Annotated in this window: 20 protein-coding genes; 7 read left to right on the top strand and 13 right to left on the bottom strand. The window is 66.6% G+C overall.

Annotated features, from left to right (window positions below; genetic code table 11):
• Positions 1 to 3: 3 nt before the first annotated feature.
• Genes yjiA through AABM56_RS03885 form a run of 3 tightly spaced genes read right to left on the bottom strand, consistent with a single transcriptional unit; the run spans position 4 to position 3,323 of the window.
• Positions 4 to 993 carry a GTPase gene (yjiA, locus tag AABM56_RS03895; protein WP_133862122.1) on the bottom strand — a complete coding sequence of 330 codons (990 nt, stop codon included), beginning with the start codon at positions 991 to 993 and terminating at the stop codon, positions 4 to 6.
• Between the two features lie 56 nt (positions 994 to 1,049).
• Positions 1,050 to 1,253: a YbdD/YjiX family protein gene (locus AABM56_RS03890; protein ID WP_007162682.1), complete on the bottom strand. Its 204-nt coding sequence runs from the start codon at positions 1,251 to 1,253 to the stop codon at positions 1,050 to 1,052.
• A 12-nt stretch (positions 1,254 to 1,265) separates the two neighbouring features.
• Positions 1,266 to 3,323: a carbon starvation CstA family protein gene (locus AABM56_RS03885; RefSeq protein ID WP_133862123.1), complete on the bottom strand. Its 2,058-nt coding sequence runs from the start codon at positions 3,321 to 3,323 to the stop codon at positions 1,266 to 1,268.
• 310 nt (positions 3,324 to 3,633) lie between these two features.
• Here AABM56_RS03885 and AABM56_RS03880 point away from each other — a divergent pair, with 310 nt between their 5' ends.
• From AABM56_RS03880 to AABM56_RS03870, 3 genes are all read left to right on the top strand, one after another.
• Positions 3,634 to 5,007, top strand: coding sequence for a cache domain-containing protein (locus AABM56_RS03880; protein ID WP_133862124.1), 1,374 nt, complete (start codon positions 3,634 to 3,636; stop codon positions 5,005 to 5,007).
• Positions 5,004 to 5,642 (top strand): response regulator transcription factor, encoded by a 639-nt coding sequence (locus AABM56_RS03875; protein ID WP_133862125.1) that lies wholly within the window; start codon positions 5,004 to 5,006, stop codon positions 5,640 to 5,642. Before AABM56_RS03880 ends, AABM56_RS03875 begins: the two co-directional genes overlap by 4 nt.
• 144 nt (positions 5,643 to 5,786) lie before the next feature.
• A complete protein-coding gene (locus tag AABM56_RS03870) occupies positions 5,787 to 6,152 on the top strand; it encodes a PilZ domain-containing protein (RefSeq protein WP_133862126.1) in 366 nt (121 codons plus the stop codon).
• Between the two features lie 144 nt (positions 6,153 to 6,296).
• Here AABM56_RS03870 and AABM56_RS03865 read toward each other — a convergent pair whose 3' ends face one another.
• The 5 genes from AABM56_RS03865 to AABM56_RS03845 form a co-directional block, all read right to left on the bottom strand.
• A complete protein-coding gene (locus AABM56_RS03865) occupies positions 6,297 to 7,007 on the bottom strand; it encodes a copper resistance protein B (RefSeq protein WP_133862127.1) in 711 nt (236 codons plus the stop codon).
• Between the two features lie 86 nt (positions 7,008 to 7,093).
• A complete protein-coding gene (radA, locus tag AABM56_RS03860; protein ID WP_017639095.1) occupies positions 7,094 to 8,455 on the bottom strand; it encodes a DNA repair protein RadA in 1,362 nt (453 codons plus the stop codon).
• Between the two features lie 115 nt (positions 8,456 to 8,570).
• Positions 8,571 to 8,840 (bottom strand): hypothetical protein, encoded by a 270-nt coding sequence (locus tag AABM56_RS03855; protein ID WP_133862128.1) that lies wholly within the window; start codon positions 8,838 to 8,840, stop codon positions 8,571 to 8,573.
• A 141-nt stretch (positions 8,841 to 8,981) separates the two neighbouring features.
• Positions 8,982 to 9,191 (bottom strand): hypothetical protein, encoded by a 210-nt coding sequence (locus tag AABM56_RS03850; protein ID WP_347883848.1) that lies wholly within the window; start codon positions 9,189 to 9,191, stop codon positions 8,982 to 8,984.
• A 93-nt stretch (positions 9,192 to 9,284) separates the two neighbouring features.
• Positions 9,285 to 9,524 carry a YdcH family protein gene (locus AABM56_RS03845; protein ID WP_007162691.1) on the bottom strand — a complete coding sequence of 80 codons (240 nt, stop codon included), beginning with the start codon at positions 9,522 to 9,524 and terminating at the stop codon, positions 9,285 to 9,287.
• Between the two features lie 225 nt (positions 9,525 to 9,749).
• Between AABM56_RS03845 and mscL the strand changes: the two genes are divergently transcribed.
• Positions 9,750 to 10,199, top strand: coding sequence for a large-conductance mechanosensitive channel protein MscL (mscL, locus tag AABM56_RS03840; protein ID WP_133862130.1), 450 nt, complete (start codon positions 9,750 to 9,752; stop codon positions 10,197 to 10,199).
• 22 nt (positions 10,200 to 10,221) lie between these two features.
• On the opposite strand, the gene AABM56_RS03835 is transcribed toward mscL, so the two are convergent.
• A complete protein-coding gene (locus AABM56_RS03835) occupies positions 10,222 to 11,775 on the bottom strand; it encodes a TerC family protein (RefSeq protein WP_133862131.1) in 1,554 nt (517 codons plus the stop codon).
• 302 nt (positions 11,776 to 12,077) lie between these two features.
• On the bottom strand, positions 12,078 to 12,854 hold the full coding sequence (locus AABM56_RS03830; RefSeq protein ID WP_133862132.1) for a ferredoxin--NADP reductase: 777 nt from the start codon (positions 12,852 to 12,854) through the stop codon (positions 12,078 to 12,080).
• A gap of 72 nt (positions 12,855 to 12,926) precedes the next feature.
• Between AABM56_RS03830 and AABM56_RS03825 the strand changes: the two genes are divergently transcribed.
• The 3 genes from AABM56_RS03825 (at position 12,927) to AABM56_RS03815 (ending at position 16,496) form a co-directional block, all read left to right on the top strand.
• Positions 12,927 to 14,057, top strand: coding sequence for a class I SAM-dependent methyltransferase (locus AABM56_RS03825; protein ID WP_347883847.1), 1,131 nt, complete (start codon positions 12,927 to 12,929; stop codon positions 14,055 to 14,057).
• A 28-nt stretch (positions 14,058 to 14,085) separates the two neighbouring features.
• Positions 14,086 to 15,525 (top strand): cardiolipin synthase, encoded by a 1,440-nt coding sequence (gene cls, locus AABM56_RS03820; RefSeq protein ID WP_133862134.1) that lies wholly within the window; start codon positions 14,086 to 14,088, stop codon positions 15,523 to 15,525.
• A gap of 86 nt (positions 15,526 to 15,611) precedes the next feature.
• Positions 15,612 to 16,496, top strand: a complete 885-nt coding sequence (locus tag AABM56_RS03815; protein WP_133862135.1) for a hypothetical protein — start codon at positions 15,612 to 15,614, stop codon at positions 16,494 to 16,496.
• A gap of 184 nt (positions 16,497 to 16,680) precedes the next feature.
• Here the strand turns inward: AABM56_RS03815 and glsB are convergent, their stop codons facing one another.
• Genes glsB through AABM56_RS03800 form a run of 3 tightly spaced genes read right to left on the bottom strand, consistent with a single transcriptional unit; the run spans position 16,681 to position 19,681 of the window.
• The gene (gene glsB / locus AABM56_RS03810; RefSeq protein ID WP_347883846.1) at positions 16,681 to 17,622 is read right to left on the bottom strand and encodes a glutaminase B; all 942 of its coding nucleotides are present in this window, start codon (positions 17,620 to 17,622) and stop codon (positions 16,681 to 16,683) included.
• A 49-nt stretch (positions 17,623 to 17,671) separates the two neighbouring features.
• Positions 17,672 to 18,988, bottom strand: a complete 1,317-nt coding sequence (locus tag AABM56_RS03805; RefSeq protein ID WP_347883845.1) for an ATP-binding protein — start codon at positions 18,986 to 18,988, stop codon at positions 17,672 to 17,674.
• On the bottom strand, positions 18,989 to 19,681 hold the full coding sequence (locus AABM56_RS03800; RefSeq protein ID WP_208694916.1) for a response regulator transcription factor: 693 nt from the start codon (positions 19,679 to 19,681) through the stop codon (positions 18,989 to 18,991). It lies immediately after the preceding gene.
• Positions 19,682 to 19,802 lie beyond the last annotated feature (121 nt).

Here is a 19,802-nt window from a genome sequence, read left to right as displayed (position 1 = left end):
CGCCTATTTGGCCACCGCCCGCTCGAAGGCGGCGCGGATGCGCTCTTCCGGCAGATCCATGCCGATCAGCACCACGCGGCTTTCGCGCTCCTCGTCCGGCGCCCAGTCGCGTTCCCAGTCGGCGGCATAGATCTGCTGTACGCCCTGGAACAGCAGACGGCGCTCCTCGCCCGCGATGTTGAGCAGGCCCTTGTAGCGCAGCAGGTCGCAGCCGAGGGTATCGAGCAGCATCTCCATCACCTTGCCGATCTTGTCCTGATCGTAGGGCCGCGACTCGCGGATGGCGATGGACTGGATGCGTTCGGTGAGACTGACGGCTTCCGACACCGGCCGCAACGGCCGGAACAGCGTCGGTGGCGCCAGGTCCTCGTCGTGCAGGTTGAAGCCGCGGATGTCCAGCAACTCGGCCAGGTCGATGCGGCCATGGTCGACATGGCGGATCGGCGCGCGGCGGTTGATGCGCTGCAGGCGGTTCTCCAGCGCCTCGATGGCCGCCGGTTCGACCAGGTCGAGCTTGGTCAGCAGCAGGCGATCGGCGAAACCGATCTGCGCCTGCAGCAGCGGATCGCTCAGTTGCTCGCTGGCGTGGACGGCGTCCACCAGGGTCAGCACCCCGTCGAGCAGATAGCGCTCGCGCAGGAGGTCGTCGGTAAAGAAGGTCTGGGCCACCGGACCGGGATCGGCCAGGCCCGTGCACTCCACCACCAGCCGCTCGAAGTCCAGCTCACCACTGTCCAGTCGCTCTAGCAGCACGGTCAGGGCATAGGCCAGGTCCTTGTTGCCGGTGCAGCAGACGCAGCCGTTGGCCACTTTCATCAGCTGCACGGCGCCGGCGTCTTCCAGCAGTTCGCCGTCGACGTCGAGGGCGCTGAATTCGTTTTCGATCACGGCGATCCTGAGGCCGTGCTCGGCCTGCAGGATGTGCTTGAGCAGGGTGGTCTTGCCGGCGCCGAGAAAGCCGGTCAGGACGGTGACGGGAATAGCTTCACGCATGGAAAACTCCAGACAGAAAGAGGCCGGGCATGGAGCCCGGCCTAGGTGACCCTGGGTCAGCAGCAGCGGATGGCGCCCGACTTGCCGCCACCGTAGCGCGCTTCCTGGCGCTCGCGGAAGAAGGCTTCGTAGCTCATCACCGGCTGGTCCGGATGCTTGCCGCGCATGTGCTCGACATAGGTGTCGTAGTCGGGCATGCCCACCAGCATCTTGGCGGCCTGCCCCAGGTACTTACCCATGCGACCCAGGTCATTGAACATGAGGATTCTCCTTTAAACGCCCGTTGCCGGCTGGAACGGGGTCTCGCGGTCGCTGCGCTCGGGCTTGGCCAGGGCGGCGCGACCGACCTTGATGGAAAAGAACAGGATGCTCATCACCACCACCAGGAACAGCACCGACAGGGTGGCGTTGGTGTAGGCGTTGAAGACGATGTGCTGCATCTGTTCCATGCTCTTGGCCGGGGCGATCACCTGCCCCTGGGCCATGGCGGTGCTGTACTTCTTGGCCAGGGCCAGGAAGCCGACCGCCGGATTCGAATCGAACAGCTTGATCAGGCTGGCGGTGGTGGTGCAGATCAGCAGCCACACCGCCGGCACCAGGGTGACCCAGACATAGCGCTGGCGCTTCATCTTGATCAGGACCACCGAGCCCAGCATCAGGGCGATACCGGCGAGCATCTGGTTGGAGATGCCGAACAGCGGCCAGAGGGTGTTGATGCCGCCCAGCGGATCGACCACGCCCTGATACAGCAGCCAGCCCCAGAGGGCCACGCAGCCGGCGGTGCCGATGACGTTGGCGGTCCAGGAATCGGTGCGCTTCAGGGACGGCACGAAGCTGCCCAGCAGATCCTGCAGCATGAAGCGTCCGGCGCGGGTGCCGGCATCTACTGCGGTGAGGATGAACAGCGCCTCGAACAGGATGGCGAAGTGGTACCAGAAGGCCATGGTGTTCTCCCCCGGCAGCACGTTGTGCATGATCTGGGCGATGCCCACCGCCAGGGTCGGAGCGCCACCGGCACGGGCCAGGATGGTGTGTTCGCCGATCTCGGCCGCGGTGGCCTGCAGCATCTCGGGCGTCACCACGAAGCCCCAGGTACTGATCTTGGCGGCCACCGAGACCACGTCGGCGCCGACCACGGCGGCCGGGCTGTTCATGGCGAAGTAGACGCCCGGCTCGATCACCGAGGCGGCGACCATGGCCATGATGGCGACGAAGGATTCCATCAGCATGGCGCCGTAGCCGATGTAGCGGGCGTGGGTTTCCTTGGCGATCAGCTTGGGCGTGGTGCCCGAGCTGATCAGGGCATGGAAGCCGGACACCGCGCCGCAGGCGATGGTGATGAACAGGAAGGGGAACAGGGTGCCCTTCCACACCGGACCGGTGCCGTCGACGAACTGGGTCAGGGCCGGCATCTTGAGCGTCGGCATGGTCACCAGGATGCCGATGGCCAGGGCGATGATGGTGCCGATCTTGAGGAAGGTGGACAGGTAGTCACGCGGCGCCAGTACCAGCCAGACCGGCAGCACGGCGGCGACGAAGCCATAGCCGATCAGCATCCAGGTGATCTGCACGCCGGTGAAGGTGAAGGCCGGACCCCAGACCGGATCGGCGGCGACCACGCCGCCGGCCCAGATGGAGGCCAGCAGCAGCACCACGCCCATCAGCGAGATCTCGCCGATGCGCCCGGGGCGGATGTATCTCATGTAGATGCCCATGAACATGGCGATCGGCAGGGTGGCGATCACCGTGAACATGCCCCAGGGGCTCTCGGCCAGGGCCTTGACCACGATCAGCGCCAGCACCGCAAGGATGATGATCATGATCAGGAAGCAGCCGAACAGGGCGATGGTGCCGGGGATGCGCCCCATCTCCTCGCGCACCATGTCGCCCAGGGAGCGACCGTTGCGGCGGGTGGAGAGGAACAGCACCACGAAGTCCTGGACCGCGCCGGCGAAGACCACCCCGGCGATCAGCCAGAGGGTGCCGGGCAGATAGCCCATCTGGGCGGCGAGCACGGGACCGACCAAGGGGCCGGCGCCGGCGATGGCGGCGAAGTGGTGGCCGAAGAGGATGTGCTTGTTGGTCGGCACGTAGTCCAGGCCGTCGTTGTTGAGGACGGCGGGCGTGGCTCTTTTGGCGTCGAGCCCCATCACCTTGGTGGCGATGAACAGGCTGTAGTAGCGGTAGGCAACGAGGTAGATCGCCACGGCGGCGACCACGATCCAGAGGGCGTTGATCGCTTCGCCTCGACTCAGCGCCACGGTACCCAGCGCGAAGGCGCCCAGTACGGCAACGGCGAACCAGGCAAGATGGCTGGCCATTCGGGTCATGCTTGTTCTCCTGCCGCGCACCAGTGGCCGCGGCGATACTTGTTATTGTTTGAGAGCCTATTCAAAGTCTCGCGAGCTAGAGCCAAACAAGGCGAAAATGGCCGAGGAAGCGGAGTTTACGAGTGGTAAATGAGCCTTCCGAAGCCATTTTCAACGCCGTTTGGCCGACGCGCAGCAGCCTTTGAACAGGCTCTGAGAGCCCATAGCGGAGCCATATTACTATCGGCGGCTCGACGCGACAGCGAAATTCGCAGAACTACCCAAGGCCCGCTACGTAGTTCTACGTAGCGGGCAGTTCGGACAGGTGCCGATGCAGCTCAAATACAAGATGGTCGCCCTCGGACTGCTGCCCCTGCTGCTGGCGGTGGCCGCGGTCTGCCTGGTGGTACTGGAACAGAGTCAACGCCTGGGCGAGCAGCAGGCCCGGCTGCTCGAACACAGCATTCTCGGCAGCAAGAAGACCGAGTTGCGCAACTATGTGGAGATGGGCGTCAGTGCCATCCAGCCGCTGTACGGCAGCGGTCGCGACGACGAGGACACCAAGGCCAGGGTACTGGCGCTGCTGGCCAGCCTGAATTTCGGCAGCGACGGCTATTTCTTCGTCTACGACCAGCATGGCCGCAATCTCATGCATCCACGCCAGCCCGAACTGGTCGGCCAGGATCTCTGGCAACTGACCGACGGTACCGGCCTGCTGGTGATCCAGGCGCTGTTCAGGAGCGCCCGGGAAGGCGACGGCTTCCAGCGCTATGGCTGGCAGAAGCCCTCCAGCGGCCAGATGGCGGAAAAGCTCGCCTACGTGACCCAGCTGCAACGCTGGGGCTGGGTGCTGGGCACCGGCCTCTACCTGGACGACGTGGACGCCGCCCTCGCCCAGGTCCGCCACGACGTGGCCGCCGGCATCCGCACCACCCTGCTGGCCAGCGCCGGGGTGGCCCTGGTGGCGGTGCTGCTGGTGTTCGCCGGCGGCCTGACGCTCAACGTCAGCGAGCACCGCCTGGCCGATCGCAAGCTCAAGCAGCTGACCCAGCGCCTCATCACTTCCCAGGAGGAGGAAAGGTCGCGGCTGTCCCGCGAGTTGCACGACGGCATCAGCCAGCTGCTGGTGTCCATCAAGTTCCAGTTCGAACTGGCCAGCCGTGAACTCGGCGCGGGCAAGTCCAGCGCGGGCGAGACCCTGCGCGAGGGCACCCAGCGCCTGGCCGCCGCCATCGGCGAGATCCGCCGCATTTCGCACGACCTGCACCCTTCCCTGCTGGACACCCTCGGCCTGCCTGCCGCACTCGGCCAGCTGGTGGAGGAATTCCGCCAGCGCAGCGGCCTGGACGTGGACTATCGACAGACCCTGGACGACAGTCCCGCCGGCGGCGACATGGACGTCGCCCTGTTTCGCATCGTCCAGGAGGCCCTGACCAACATCGAGCGCCACGCCGCGGCCCGGCGCGTGGTCATCGACCTGCAACGCCGCGGTCGCTGGATCTGCCTGACCGTGCACGACGACGGTCGCGGTTTCGATACCGGCCAGGTGGAGCGCCTCAGCGGCGGCATCGGCCTGCGCAACATCCGCGAGCGGGTGGAGCTGTTCGGGGGTCGCTGCGCCATCCAGTCCGGACCCGGCGGCACGACCCTCGACGTGGTTCTGCTACGCTCGGACCTCCCGGCCGACGAGGAAAGCCCGACATGACGCCCATCCGCATCCTCCTGGTCGACGACCATGCCCTGGTCCGCGCCGGCGTGCGGGCGCTGCTGGGCACCATCGAGCGCTTCGTCGTGGTCGGCGAGGCCGGTAGCGGCGCGGAAGCCCTCGACCTGCTGGCGCGCCTCGATCCGGACATCCTGCTGGTGGACATCGGCCTCAAGGACATCAACGGCCTGGAGCTGACCGCCCTGATCGCCGAGCGCGCACCCCGTGCTCGGGTACTGATCCTGAGCATGTACGACAATCGCGAGTACGTGAGCACCTCGTTGCGGGTCGGCGCGGCCGGCTATGTGCTCAAGGATGCACCCTCGGAGGAAATCATCGCCGCGGTGGAAGCCCTGGCGGTCGGTGGGCGCTTCTACAGCAGCGCCATCGCCGCCCGCCTGGGCGAAGGGGGAGCCAGCGAGGGCGACCTCACGCCGCGGGAACGCCAGGTGCTGCTGCTGATGGCCCAGGGCCTCAACAACAAGACCATGGCCCAGCAGCTGGGGCTCAGCGTGCGCACGGTGGAGACCCATCGGCTGAGCATCCGCCGCAAGCTGGATATCCAGAAGCCGGCCGACCTGGTCCGCCATGCGCGCGAGTACGGCTGGCGCCCCGAGGGCACTTCCAGCGCCTGACCAAGGCCACTGCTCGCACCCTGGTGACCAATGAGCCCTCTCGTTGTGGCTCCGCTGGCCGCAGCCGGCTACCCTTCCAGGCGCAGTCGATACGGGACGGCCACGGTCGTCTACAGTGATCAGGAAACCTCAGGAAGCCTTTCCATGAACGACACCAACGAGCGTCGCCGCTTTACCCGCTTCACCTTCGATGCCCCTGCGCAGTTGCACCAGGGTGAGCACCAGTGGGCAGCGCCCGTGGACGATATCTCGCTCAAGGGCGTGCTGCTGGCGCGGCCCGCCGACTGGTCGGCCCAGCCAAGCGCCACCTATGAACTGCGCATCCTGCTGAACGACGAGGCCCAGGTGACCATGGGCGTGGAGCTGGTGCGGGAAACTCCCGAGCAGCTGGCCTTCGCCTGTCGCCAGATCGACCTGGATTCCATCAGCCACCTGCGCCGCCTGGTGGAGCTGAACCTGGGCGACGAGACCCTGCTGGAGCGCGAGCTGGCGGCGCTGGGTACGCCCTGAGCGACCTGGGAGGGTTGAGCGAAAGCGAAACCAAGGCGCGAGGCTCAGCCCTGGCTGTTGGGCTTCGACGATGAAACCGTCTCAACCCAACCTACAACGGTAGCCTTGTAGGTTGGGTTGAGCGGAAACAAAGCCCAACGGGGTTTAGAACTCCAGATGCAGACCCACCACCAGGCGCGCGTCGTGGGTGTCTTCGCCCTCTTCCCGCGCCATGGCCGCGGTATTGCCGTGGGTGGCGTTCCAGGACACCCCGACATAGGGCGCGACCTCCGGGGTCACCTGGTATCTCAGGCGCAAGCCCGCTTCGCTTTCGGCAAAGCCGGCGCCCTGGCCGCGGGACTCGTCGTTGCGACCGTAGAAGTTGAGCTCGGTATGGGGCTGGAGGATCAGCCGCTGGGTCAGCGCCCAGTCGTATTCGGCTTCCAGGCGCAGGGCGGTCTGGCTGTTCTCGCCGAAGAAGGCGGTGATCTCGATGTCGAGATCCTCGGGATCGTGCTCCTGGATGCCCAGGGCCGCCCAGGTCTGTGGCGAGCCGGGTTTGAAATCCTGGCGGATGCCGGCCACGCTGCCCCAGCCCTTGGCCAGAGTGTGCCCCCAGAGCGCCTGCACCTCGGCTTGCTCGGTGTGGCCGTTGGTACGCTCGCCCTGGCTGCGGAAATCCAGGCGATTGGCACCACCGCCCAGCGCCCAGCCCTCCAGATCCCAATTGAAGACGCTGCCTTCGTCGGCATGCTGCCACTCCAGCTGATCCACCTCCAGGCTGGCCGGGGCGGAGCTGCTGGGATCGGCGGCCTGGACCAGGGCACTGGTGGCAAGGCCGGCAAGGAACAGGGAAAGCGGGAGCAGACGAGGCATGGCGGGTATCCGGGTTCGTGGAAGCGCCCGATAGACCACCCTGCCCCGCCGAGAGTTTTAAAAAATATTACAAATGCTGCCCGACGCTATTCGAAGAGCGCATCCAGCGCCTGCTCGAGGCGGGTCACGGCGACTACCTGCAGACCGGGCGGCGGATCCTTGGGAGCATTGCCCTTGGGCACGATGGCACGCTTGAAGCCATGCTTGGCGGCTTCCTTGAGGCGCTCCTGGCCACTGGGCACCGGGCGGATCTCGCCGGACAGGCCGATTTCGCCGAACACCAGCAGGTCGTGCGGTAGGGCGCGGTCTCTCAGGCTGGAGATCACCGCAGACATCAGCGCCAGATCCACCGCCGTCTCCAGCACCTTGACCCCACCGACCACGTTGATGAAGACGTCCTGGTCGTAGGTGGGAATGCTGCCATGGCGGTGCAGCACCGCCAGCAGCATGGCCAGGCGATTCTGGTCGAGGCCGACGGTGACCCGGCGCGGATTGGCCAGGTGACTGGTATCCACCAGGGCCTGCACTTCCACCAGCATCGGCCGCGAGCCCTCCCAGGTCGCCATGACCACGCTGCCGGCCACCGCCTCCTGGGCGCGGTTGAGAAAGATCGCCGAAGGGTTGGAAACCTCCTTGAGGCCCTTGTCGGTCATGCCGAACACGCCCAGTTCGTTGACCGCGCCAAAGCGGTTCTTGACCGCTCGCAGCATGCGCAGGCGGCCGTCGGACTCGCCCTCGAAATAGAGCACGGTGTCGACCATGTGCTCCAATACCCGCGGTCCGGCCAGAGCGCCTTCCTTGGTGACATGGCCGACCAGGAAGATGGCGGTGCCGGTCTGCTTGGCGAATCTCACCAGCAGCGCCGCGCTCTCGCGTACCTGGGCCACGCCGCCGGGGGCGGACTGCAGCTGTTCGGTGAAGATGGTCTGGATGGAGTCGATCACCATGACCCGCGGCTTTTCCTGGCGGGCGGTGGCGACGATGGTCTCGATGCAGGTCTCGGTCATGACCTTGAGCTTGTCTTCCGGCAGCCCCAGGCGGCGGGCGCGCATGGCCACCTGCTGCTGGGATTCCTCGCCGGTGACATAGAGCGCCGGCATCCGCGCGGCCAGGTGGCAGAGGGTCTGCAGCAGGATGGTGGACTTGCCGATGCCGGGATCGCCGCCGATCAGCACCACGGAGCCATCCACCAGGCCGCCACCCAGCACCCGATCAAGCTCGGTGGAGTCGGTGGTGAAGCGCGGGGTTTCCTCGACGCTGACCTCGGCCAGGGTCTTGATGGTCGCCTGCGCCCCGGCCCAGCCGGCACGACCGGAAGGCACCGCGGAGGTCTCGACGACGGTTTCCACCAGGGTGTTCCAGGCACCGCACTCGCCACACTGGCCCGCCCACTTGGGAAAGGTGGCACCGCATTCGGTGCAGCCGTAGAGGCGCTTGGCCTTGGCCATGGCGGATTTCTCCAGTCGAAAAAGGAAGGATCCCAGCATAACACGACTGGATGCATAGACAGTAAAAAGGCGCGCTCCCGGGGGAGCGCGCCTCTTTCAATAGCGAGCTTGAGCCTTAGTTGCCCTCGCCACCCGGCTGACGCAGCATGGTCAGGGCCTGGTTGGCCTGGGCGATGCACTTCTTCTCGTCGCCGGCCTTCTGCGCCTCCATGGCGCTCTTGCGGAAGCTGGCGATCTGCTGGGCCTGGGAACTGCCCGGGCCGATCATGTTGGTCTTCATCTTGCTGGCATCGTCCAGCTTCTGCAGCTGGACCGCGCACAGATCCTTGGCGAACACGGGAGCAGCGGCGAACATCATCAGGGCGATCAGGGCGGTACGCTTCATGGGGACATCCTCGTTGGGAGGGCCAGGTAGGCCGGATAAACCTCGCTCACCCCGCGAAATTCGCCTGGGCTACCCCATTGACCGCCAGGTACCGCCGGTCGTTCAGCGCCTGGTCATCAGGTCTGCTGCGAGGTTCTGGCACTAGTGCTTGAGCGTGGACACCATCTCCACGTCGCCTCGTAGCCAGACTGGCAATGCCTGTTGCCAGCGCTCCTGTTCGAGTAGCTGCAGATTGGCCAGCAGGCAGCTGTATTCGGCGAATTCCAGCTGCACACGACGACGCTGGGCGTCCACGGCCGCCTCGGTGATCCACAGGTGCCACTGCTGGTACATCGCCACTTCGTCGGTCATCGGTCCTCTCCTGGGAGGCCATGATGGCAACGCCGGCGGCACTTGCCAATCGCATAAACGTGGGCTCGGCACCACGGGCCGAGCCCGGCACAGCTAGGATGGGTATTTCAGTTGCTGCGCGATCTTGTCCTTGAGCAGGACCCGCTCGCGCCGCAGGCGACCCAGTTCCTCGTCGCCGCTGGATTCTTCCACCTCTTCCAGATCGAGGATCTGCTGGTCGAGCTTGGCGTAGTCTTCCAGCAGTTTGGCAAAGGCCGCATCGGTCTGGGGACGGCTGTCCAGCTGCTCGGCGTATTCGGGAAAGTCTTTGTGCAGGTCGTGTTTGGCAACCATCAGGGGCTCCTTGGGGGCGAGAAGTGGAAGTCGCGAGGGTTGTAGCCCTCGACGTACAGGGTGGACCCGGCCCCTTCGACAAAGTGCGACAGCCACGACCAGCTGCCGATTTCGCGGCGATTTGCCGCTGCTAGGGAACCTCCGGACCGCTCGCAGGGTTCCAAACCCGAGCGAAGCGAGCACAATCGTCTATCGTCTCTTCGAAACTATCCAAAGGAGTGCAGCATGAGCATCATCGCCGAGTTCAAGAAATTCGCCATGAGAGGCAACGTGGTCGACCTGGCGGTCGGCATCATCCTGGGCGCGGCTTTCGGCAAGATCGTGTCGTCCTTCGTGGCCGACATCATCACGCCGCCGCTGGGCCTGTTGCTGGGGGGCGTGGATTTCTCGCAACTGGCGATCACCCTGCGCGCGGCCATGGGCGACCAGCCGGCGGTGGTGATGTCCTATGGCAAGTTCCTGCAGACCATCTTCGACTTCGTGATCATCGCCTTCGCGATCTTCATGGCGATCAAGGTGCTCAACCGCCTGCGTCTGCATCAGGAGACGGCCCCGTCCGGTCCGACCAAGGACCAGGTATTGCTGACCGAAATCCGTGATCTGCTGAAGGAACAGACCAGCCAGGCGACGGTGGCCCCCGTGGTGAAGCAGGAACCGCCGATCAACCCGCTGTAATGTCCTTGTCGAACCCGCCTCGCTAGGAGGCGGGTCGCTCCAGGCGGATCCAGCCGATCCGCCGGTCCTTGACCGACTCCACCGTCAGCTGCCAGCCCTGGTATTCCAGGCGATCACCAGCCACCGGCAGGCGGCCCAGCAGGTCCACCACCAGGCCGCCGAGGGTCTGGTAGTCCTCGTTTTCGGCGATCTGGAAGCCGGTGCGCTGGGCCAGGGGGTGCAGCGTCAGGCCACCGCTGGCGCGATAGCCGTTTTCCACCTTTTCCAGCTCCGGCAGACTGTCCTCGCTGGCGTCCGGCATCTCGCCAGCGATGGCCTCGAGGATGTCGGTCAGGGTCAGCAGACCTTCGAAGCCACCGAACTCGTTGACCACGAAGGCCACGTGAGTCGAGGCCGCGCGCAGTTGCTCCAGGGCGCTGAGCACCGAAGCCTGGGCCGGCAGGTGGATGGGCGTGCGCACGCGATTGCGCAGGTCCGGGGTCTGCCCCTGGAGGATGTCGGTGAACAGCTCCTTCTTGTGCACGTAGCCCAGGGGTTCATCGATGTTGCCGTTGACCACCAGCGGCAGGCGCGAATGCGCCGAGGCCAGCAACTGCTCGCGCAGGCGTTCCGGAGCGGCGTCGGCATCGAGGATGTCGACATCGGCGCGAGCGGTCATCACCGTGCGCACCGGACGCTCGCCCAGTTGCAGCACGCCACTGATCATCAGCCGCTCGCGGCGATCGAAGATCGGGCCTTCGCCCTTCTCGCCTTCCATCAACTCGGCGATGTCCTCGTCCACCTCGTCTTCGCGCAGGCGACCGCCCAGCAGGCGCAGTACGGCCTGGGAGGTCCGCTCGCGCATGCCGAGGCGCTCGTGCAACTGGCGCCTGCGCTTCCAGCGCACCACCTGGTTGGCCAACTCGATGAGGATCGAGAAGCCGATGGCGGCATAGAGATAGCCCTTGGGAATGTGGAAGCCCAGGCCTTCGGCGGTCAGGCTCAAACCGATCATCATCAGGAAGCCCAGGCACAGCATGATCACCGTGGGGTGGGCGTTGACGAAGGCGGTCAGCGGCTTGCTCGCCACCAGCATCAGGCCGATGGAGATGATCACGGCGATCATCATCACGCTCAGGTGCTCGACCATGCCCACGGCGGTAATGACGGCGTCCAGCGAGAACACGGCGTCGAGCACCACGATCTGCGCGACCACCGGCCAGAAGGCCGCGTAGGCACGATTGCCACCGGTCTTGTGGGTATGGCCCTCGATGCGTTCATGCAACTCGGTGGTGGCCTTGAACAGCAGGAAGATACCGCCGAACAGCATGATGAGGTCACGGCCGGAAAAGGCCTTGCCGAATATCTCGAACAGCGGTTCGGTGAGGGTCACCATCCAGGAGATGCTGGCCAGCAGGCCCAGGCGCATGATCAGCGCCAGCGACAGGCCGATCACCCGCGCCTTGTCACGCTGCGCGGGCGGCAGCTTGTCGGCGAGGATGGCGATGAAGACCAGGTTGTCGATGCCCAGGACGATCTCCAGGACGATCAGGGTGAGCAGTCCCAACCAGGCGGTGGGATCGGCGATCCATTCCATCAGCAGCGGACCTCCGTCTGAAGGGGCCGAACGGCCACGGAGGGGATAAGGCGGGAGGGGGTGTCAGCCGCACCTGGCACAGGGGCCGGGGGCGGCTCGGATCTGTCACTGCTCATCGGAACTCGAAAGGTAGCCTTGGAAATTCCGATCCTAGAGCAAGGCGGGCCCAAAACTAAAGGCCCAACCTTTTCCAATTGTGAAGAAAACGTAAAGACGTCGGTGCGCCGGGTGTGGTGTTTTAGAGGTCCGCGCAAGAATCGCCGTCAAAATTGTGCAGTGACTGCTGAAACACCGCACCCTATCTACCAGTAGTTTTCCACCGCCACCTGGCCGGGCCGGCGACTCAGGGCCAGTTGCAGATCACGGGTCTTGAGCAGTTGGCGGGTGTCGTCGACCATCTCCGGATTGCCGCAGATGAGGATGCGCGAGTGCTCGGGCGAGAGTTCGACGCCGGCGGCGCGTTCCAGCTCGCCATTCTCGATCAGGGTGGTGATGCGGCCGCGCAGGGCGCCGGGATGCTCCTCGCGAGTGACCACGGGGACATAGACCAGGCGGTCGGTGAGGCCTTCGAGGTGTTCCACCTGGCCGTAACCGCGGATGACGTCCTGGTAGGCCAGGTCGCGGGCTTCGCGCACGCTGTAGACCAGCACGATGCGCTCGAAGCGCTCCCAGGTGTCGGGCTCCTGCAACATCGACAGGAAGGGCGCCAGACCGGTACCGGTGGCCAGCAGCCAGAGGTCGCGACCGCCGCCGAAGCGCTCCAGGGTGAGATAGCCGTAGGGCTGCTTTTCCACCAGCAGTTCGTCGCCCTCGCGCAGGCGGCTCAGCTCGCTGGTGAAGGCCCCGCCCGGCACCACGATGGAAAAGAATTCGAGGAAGTCGTCGTGGGGCGCCGAGACCATGGAGTAGGCCCGCCAGACGATGTCGCCATCGGCCTTGCGCACGCCCAGACGGGCGAACTGGCCGGCGCGAAAGCGATAGCGCGCGTCGCGGGTGGTCCTCAGGCTGAAGAGGTTGTCGCTCCAGGGCCAGACGGCGGTGATCGTCTCGCGGGTGAACTTGTCTTCGGTGGCGGTCATACTGGCCTCTTTTTCCCGATTGCCTGGCGCCATTGTCCCGCACTGGGCCGCCGATAAACACCGACAGAAACCATGCCTTCTCTCGTCTCACCCTTCGCCACCCTCGAACTCGACCGTCAGCCACCGCGCCGCGACGATCCCCTGCAGGCCTTCGACGCCGCCGACGAGTACCTGCTGCAGCAGGTCGCCGAGCGCGGCCTGGACCCCGCCGCCCGGGTGCTGGTGCTCAACGATGGCTTCGGCGCCCTGGCCGCCAGTCTCGCCGGCCATGCCCGGGTGACCTCCAGTGGCGACTCGCACCTGGCGGCCCTGGCGCTGGCGGCCAACCTGGCGCGCAACGGCCTTGCCGCCGAAGCAGTGACCTTCGTTCCGGCCAGCGAGGCGACCAGCGGTCCCTTCGATCTGGTGCTGATACGGGTGCCCAAGACCCTGGCCTTGCTGGAGGAACAACTGATCCGCCTGCACGGCCAGCTGGCGCCCGGTGCGCGGGTGATCGCCGCCGGCATGCTCAAGCACCTGCCCCGCGCCGCCGGCGACCTGCTGGAGCGGCATATCGGCCCGGTGCAGGCGTCGCTGGCGGTGAAGAAGGCGCGGCTGCTGACCGCCATGCCCGAGGCGCGACCGGCGGTGGCCTCGCCCTACCCGAGTCGTTATCGCCTGGATGCACCGCCGCTGACCCTGGTCAACCATGCCAACGTCTTTTGCCGCGAGGGCCTGGACATCGGTACCCGCGCCTTTCTCCCGCACCTGCCTCAGCAGCTGGGCCAGGCCCGGGTAGCCGATCTCGGTTGCGGCAACGGCGTGCTGGCCCTGGCCTGTGCCCTGGCCAACCCCGAGGCGCGCTTCACCCTGGTGGACGAGTCCTACATGGCGGTGCAGTCGGCGCGGGAGAACTGGACCGCGGCCTTCGGCGAGCGACCGGTGGCGATCCGCGCGGCCGACGGCCTGGCCGACCAGCCGCCGCAGTCGCTGGACCTGATCCTCTGCAACCCGCCGTTCCACCAGCAGCAGGTGGTGGGTGACTTCCTCGCCTGGCGCATGTTCCAGCAGGCGCGAGCGGCGCTGACCGAACAGGGCGAATTCTGGCTGGTGGGCAATCGCCACCTGGGTTACCACGCCAAACTCAAGCGGCTGTTCAGGCGCGTAGAACAGATCGCGGCCACCCCGAAATTCGTGGTGCTCAAGGCGGTCCAACCTCTCTGACATCCACCCCGGAGCGAGAGCTGCCCGCGTGCCTTCCCTGCCCCTCGATCTCCACTACATCGCCCTGGTCCTCGAACTGATCGGCATCAGCGCGGCGATCCACGCCATCATCACGGTGCGTACCGCCCAGGGCGCCATGGCCTGGGCCATGGCGCTGGTGTTCATGCCCTTCCTCAGCCTGATCCCCTATCTGGTCTTTGGCCGGAGGCGCTTCGACAGCTATGTGAAGGCGCGGCGCCAGGCCGACGAGGAGATGGCGCGCCAGGCCGCCGAGCTGGACTGGCGGCCCTGGATCGCCGAGGCCATGGCCGCCCAGCAATGCAGCGCCGCCAATCGCAAGCTCAGGGCCATGACCGCCCTCACCGGCACCCCCTGCGTCGCCAACAACCAGGTGCGCCTGCTGATCAACGGCGAGGAAACCTTCGCCGCCATCCTCACCGCCATCCGCGGTGCACAGAAGGTGGTGCTGGTGCAGTTCTTCATCATCCACGACGACGCCCTCGGCCTGGCCCTGCAGAACACCCTGCTCGACCGGGCCCGCGCCGGGGTGCAGGTCTTTCTGCTGTACGACGCCATCGGCAGCCATGCCCTGCCGCGCGCCTATGTGGAAAAGCTGCGCGAGGCCGGTTGCGAGGTGAAGGGCTTCAGCAACAGACGCGGGCTGATCAACCGTTTCCAGGTCAACTTCCGCAACCACCGCAAGATCGTCATCGTCGATGGCGAGGTGGGCTTTACCGGCGGGCTCAACGTCGGTGACGAATACATGGGCCTCAAGCCGCCCCTGGCGCCCTGGCGCGATACCCACCTGGAATTGCGCGGCCCGGCGCTGGCCACCCTGCAGGAGACCTTCGCCCAGGACTGGTACTGGGTCACCCGGCGGCTGCCCACCCTGCTACTGCCGGAACGCTACGAAGAGGGCGGCGTGCTCTGCCAAGTGGTGCCCAGCGGGCCGGCGGACGACCAGGAGACCTGCTCGCTGTTCTTTGTCGAGGCCATCCACTCGGCGCGCCACCGGATCTGGATCACCACGCCCTATTTCATCCCTGACGAAGCCGTTTCGGCCGCCCTGCGCCTGGCTGCCCTGCGCGGGGTCGACGTGCGCATCCTGCTGCCCTCGCGACCGGACCACAAGGTGGTCTATGCCGCCTCCTATCTCTATGCCTTCGAAGCGGTGCATGCCGGGGTGCGGGTGTTCCGCTACGGACCGGGCTTCCTGCACCAGAAGGTGGTGCTGATCGACGAGGACGTGGCCGCGGTGGGTAGCGCCAACCTGGACAACCGCTCCTTCCGCCTCAACTTCGAGGTCATGGTGATGGTGATGGACGTCGCCTTCGCCTGGGAGGTGCGCAAGATGCTGGAGCAGGACTTCAGTCGCTCGCGCGAGCTGACCCCCGAGGACAATGTCGCCCTGCGCCGCTGGCGGCGGGTGGCCATGCGGGTGGCGCGGGTGTTTTCACCGGTACTCTAGAGCCTCGGAACCTGCTCTGCGACGGCCCGGTCCGATAGCTCATGGCGCCACGCCCGGAGCGCCCCGCGCCCCCGGAGTCGCCCGCCATGCCAGTCTTTTCGCCCCTGCGTTGCGCCTGTCTGCTGGCCGGTTGCCTGGCCGTGGCGGCCCAGGCCGCGCCGAGCAGCGTGCCCTCCATCGAGAGCGAAGACGCCGCCCTGGGCAGCGTGGAGGTCAGCGAGGCCTCCGGGCGCTTCCATCCGCAACTGGGCATGGACGTGCGCAACGGCGACTTCTCCCGCGGCAACTACGATGACGACTCGGCCAGCCTCGACCGCATTCCCCTGCACCTGCAGGCGGGCTTCGCCCTGGATCTGCACCAGGGAAGCGACGGCAACGCCGATGCCTGGCTGGTGTTCAGCAGCAGCAATGGCCTGCACAGCCCGTCCAGCGAGGAGCAGGTCAGCCCGCGGCGCTGGTACGAGAGCAACAACCTGCTGGGGCTGGTGGTGTCACCGGCCGAGGGCCTGAGGGTCGGCTTCGTCTACACGGTCAAGAGCAGCCCCAACGACGTCGCCGCGACCACTCAGGAAGCCAGCCTGACCCTGGCCTACCAGGCCGATACGGGCCTGGGCGCCTGGCGCCCGGGGCTGGCGGTGACCACCCGCACCCAGGGCGACAGCGGTCTCTACACCCAGGGCAGCCTGGAACCCGGACTGGACCTCTCGGCCAGCGGCCTGCGCCTGAGCTTCCCCAGTGCCCTGGGGGTGGGCTGGAACGGCTTCTATGGACCGGACTCCGGCGACCGCCTCTATGCCCGTACCGGCCTGGCCCTGGAACAGCCCTTTCGCTGGGGCGAGACGCGCTGGAGCGCTCGCGCCGAAGCCCTGGCGCTCTATCGCGACGGCGCCCTGCGCGACCTGAGCGGTCCGGAGGGCGAGACCGACGGCGTGGTGCCCCAGGTGACTCTCAGCCTGTCCATGGCCTATTAGAAGCTGTTCACGATCTTGCGAGCTAGAGCCAAACAAGGCCTAGGCGGCCCCGCGAAAAGGCCTGAGGAAGCGGACCGGGCTCGCGCTCGAGTTCATTCGTCGTAAACGAGCATTCCGGCGGGGCTGGCCTTCCAGGGGCTTTTCAACGCCGTTTGGCCAACGCGCAGCAGATGTGAATAGCTTCTTAGCCCAGCGGCGCCACGCCCAGCCCTTCCACCAGGGTCTCCAGGGCGCGCAGGCCGGCGACCGAGTTGCCGTAGCTATCCAGCCGGGGCGACCAGACGCAGATGCTCATCTGCCCGGGCACGATGGCGACGATGCCACCCCCTACCCCGCTCTTGCCCGGCAGGCCGACGCGCCAGGCGAAGTCGCCCGCCGCATCGTAGAGGCCGCAGGTCAGCAGCAGGGCGTTGAGCTGGCGGGTCTGCTGGGGCGTCACCACGACCTGGCCATCCAGGGGATTGACCCCGCCGTTGGCCAGAAAGGCGAAGGCGCGGGCCACGTCGACGCAACTCATGGCCAGGGCGCAGCCGTGGAAATAGACGTCGAGGACGTCATCGACCTCGCTATGGAGATTGCCGTAGGCCTTCATCAGATAGGCCAGGGCGGCGTTGCGCGCCTTGTGGTCCATCTCCGAACGGGCCACGCGGTCGTCGAAGTTGATCGCCGGATTGCCGGCCAGGCGCCGCGCCTGTTCGCGCATCATCCAGTGGATCGACATGATGCGCGACACCAGCAGTTCGCAGACCTGCACGGCGCCGGCGTTGATGAAGGGATTGCGTGGCACGCCCTTCTCTTCTTCCAGCTGCGCCATGGAATTGAAGGCATGGCCGGAGGGTTCGCGGCCGACGCGAGTCCAGATGTCCGGCTCGTCCAGGCGCTGCATGGCGATCACCAGGTTGAGCACCTTGGAGATGGACTGGATGGAAAAGGCCGTGTCGGCCGCCCCGGCGCGCCAGACCTGCCCCTTGACGTCGCAGACGGCGATGCCGAACTGATCCGGCGCCACCTCGGCCAGGGCCGGGATGTAGTCGGCCACCGCGCCTTCGCCGAAATGGCGCGGTGCGGCGGCGGCGATACGGTCGAGCAGGGGTTGCAGCGGCTGGCGGTCGAAGGGCTCTGCCATGACAATTCCGAAACGGGCGGGGGCGCCAAGTGTAGGGGCCGCAGCGGCCTCAGGCGAGCCCCAGGCGCGGCTGCAACGGCAGGCGGATCTCGAACCGGGCGCCACCCCGAGCGCCGGCGCTCAGGTCCAGGCGGCCACCCTGGTTTGCCACTGCGCGACGGCTGATGGCCAGACCCAGGCCGAAGCCGCCGGTGGCGCGGTCGCGACTGCGATCCAGGCGATAGAAGGGTTCGAAGACCCGTTCGCGCTCCGCCGCGGGAATGCCTTCGCCGTCGTCCTCGACGGCGATCAGCAGCTCTTCGCCGTCGCCGCGGACCGTTACCCAGACCTCGCGCTGGCCATAGCGCAAGGCGTTGCCGAGCAGATTCTGCAGGGCACGGGCGGTGAGGCGAGGCGCCAGCTCCACTCGCCTGGGTGCCTGCGTCACGTCCAGATGCACCGCGACACCGCGGCGTTCCTGCTCTTCGGCGAAGTCGGCCAGCACGCTGTCGAGAAAGGCTTCGAGTTCCAGGCTCAGGCGTTCGGGCGGCTGCTGGCTGCTCTGCAGGCGAGCGAAGGACAGCAATTCGTCGACCAGGGCATCCAGTTCGCGGACGTGACGCACCAGTTGCTCCAGCTGCCGCTGGGTCTCGGCCGGCAGCGGATCGGCCTGCAGCAGCGCCAGGCCGAACTCCAGGCGTGACAGCGGCGTGCGCAATTCATGGGAAACGGCGTTGAGCAGGTCGCGCTGCTGGACGATCAGCGCCTCCAGCTCCTGGGCCATGTCATCGAAGGCCCGCGCCACCTCGCCGATGTCCGAGCGCGGCGAGATGGCGGTGCGCTCGCCCAGATGGCCCTTGCCCAGGCGCGCCGCGGTACGCCGCAGCCGTTCCAGGTCACGCCAGTGCGGTCTCAGCCAGACATAGAGACAGACCAGCAGCGCGGCGCCGATCAGGGCGTTCATGGCCCAGTAGGTCAGGGCGATGTCGGTGGGCGCCTCGGGGATGCCGACCCAGAGCACCTGCTCCGCCGGCAGCGGCACCAGGGCCGCGCTGGGCTCGCCATATTCGCCCAGGCGCACCTGCCGCTCGCCGGCTTCGAGCGCCCTGCGCTCGGCAACGGTGAAGACCGGATCCTCGAGCGCGACCAGGCGCAGGGTGATGGGCGCCAGATCCGTGGCCAGTTCCTGCTGTACCGCCGGCCAGCGCGCCGGCGGCGTGGTAACGAAGGCGCGCTGCGCCAGGCTGAGCGGGCCGTGCAACTGCTCCAGGGCGTAGCGGCTGTAACGCTCGTCGAACACCCTGATCAACGCCTCGGGCACCAGGTAGCTGGCGGCGCCGTAGGTCACCAGCAGGATGAGGTAGAGGCGCACCAGAATCTTGAACATCTATTCCCACTCTGCCCGGGAGAGCAGATAACCCTTGCCCCAGACGGTCTTGATCCGCCGGGCTTCGCCGGGATGCTCCTCGAAACGCCGCCGCAGCTTGGAGATGGCCACATCCACCGAACGGTCGACGCCGTTGAATTCGATGCCGCGCAGCTGCTGGATCAGCTGGTCGCGACTGAGTACCTCGCCGGCATGGCGCATGAGGATCGCCAGCAGGTTGAATTCGGTGGAGGACAGCTCCACCAGCTGGTCGCGCCACCAGACCTGGCGTTCGCCCGGCAGCAGCTGCAGCTGACCGATCGTCAGGCGGTCATCGGCAGGCGCCTCGACCAGCTGGCAGCGGCGCAGCAGGGTGCGGATGCGTGCCAGCAGCACCCGCGGTTCGCAGGGCTTGCTGACGTAGTCGTCGGCGCCGATCTCCAGCCCCAGCACCTGGTCGTGGCTGTCGTCCAGGGCGGTGAGCATCAGGATCGGCAGGCTCGGCTGAGTCGCGCGCAGCTGGCGACAGACCTGCAGGCCGTCCAGCCCGGGCAGCATGACGTCGAGCACCACCAGCTGCGGGCGCAGTCGCTGCACCGCGGCCAGGGCTTCGTCGCCACGACCGATCACCGTCACGGCATAGCCCTGGCGGCCCAGGTAGGTGGCGATGAGCTCGGCCAGGGCGGTGTCGTCTTCGACGATGAGCAAGGGGATCACGGCAGGTCTTCGTGGCGGGAAAGTGCCGAGCATAGCCGAGCCCCGGGCGGGCGGGCGCCGGGCTTAACACTCTTTCACAAGAGACCTACAGACGTTTACAGGGCGGCCCAGGCGGGAC

The organism is Pseudomonas aestiva, from assembly GCF_039908605.1.
Lineage (GTDB): Bacteria > Pseudomonadota > Gammaproteobacteria > Pseudomonadales > Pseudomonadaceae > Chryseomonas > Chryseomonas aestiva.
The sequence above is the reverse complement of the archived record's forward strand: the minus strand, read 5'-3'. Positions and strand labels throughout refer to the sequence as shown.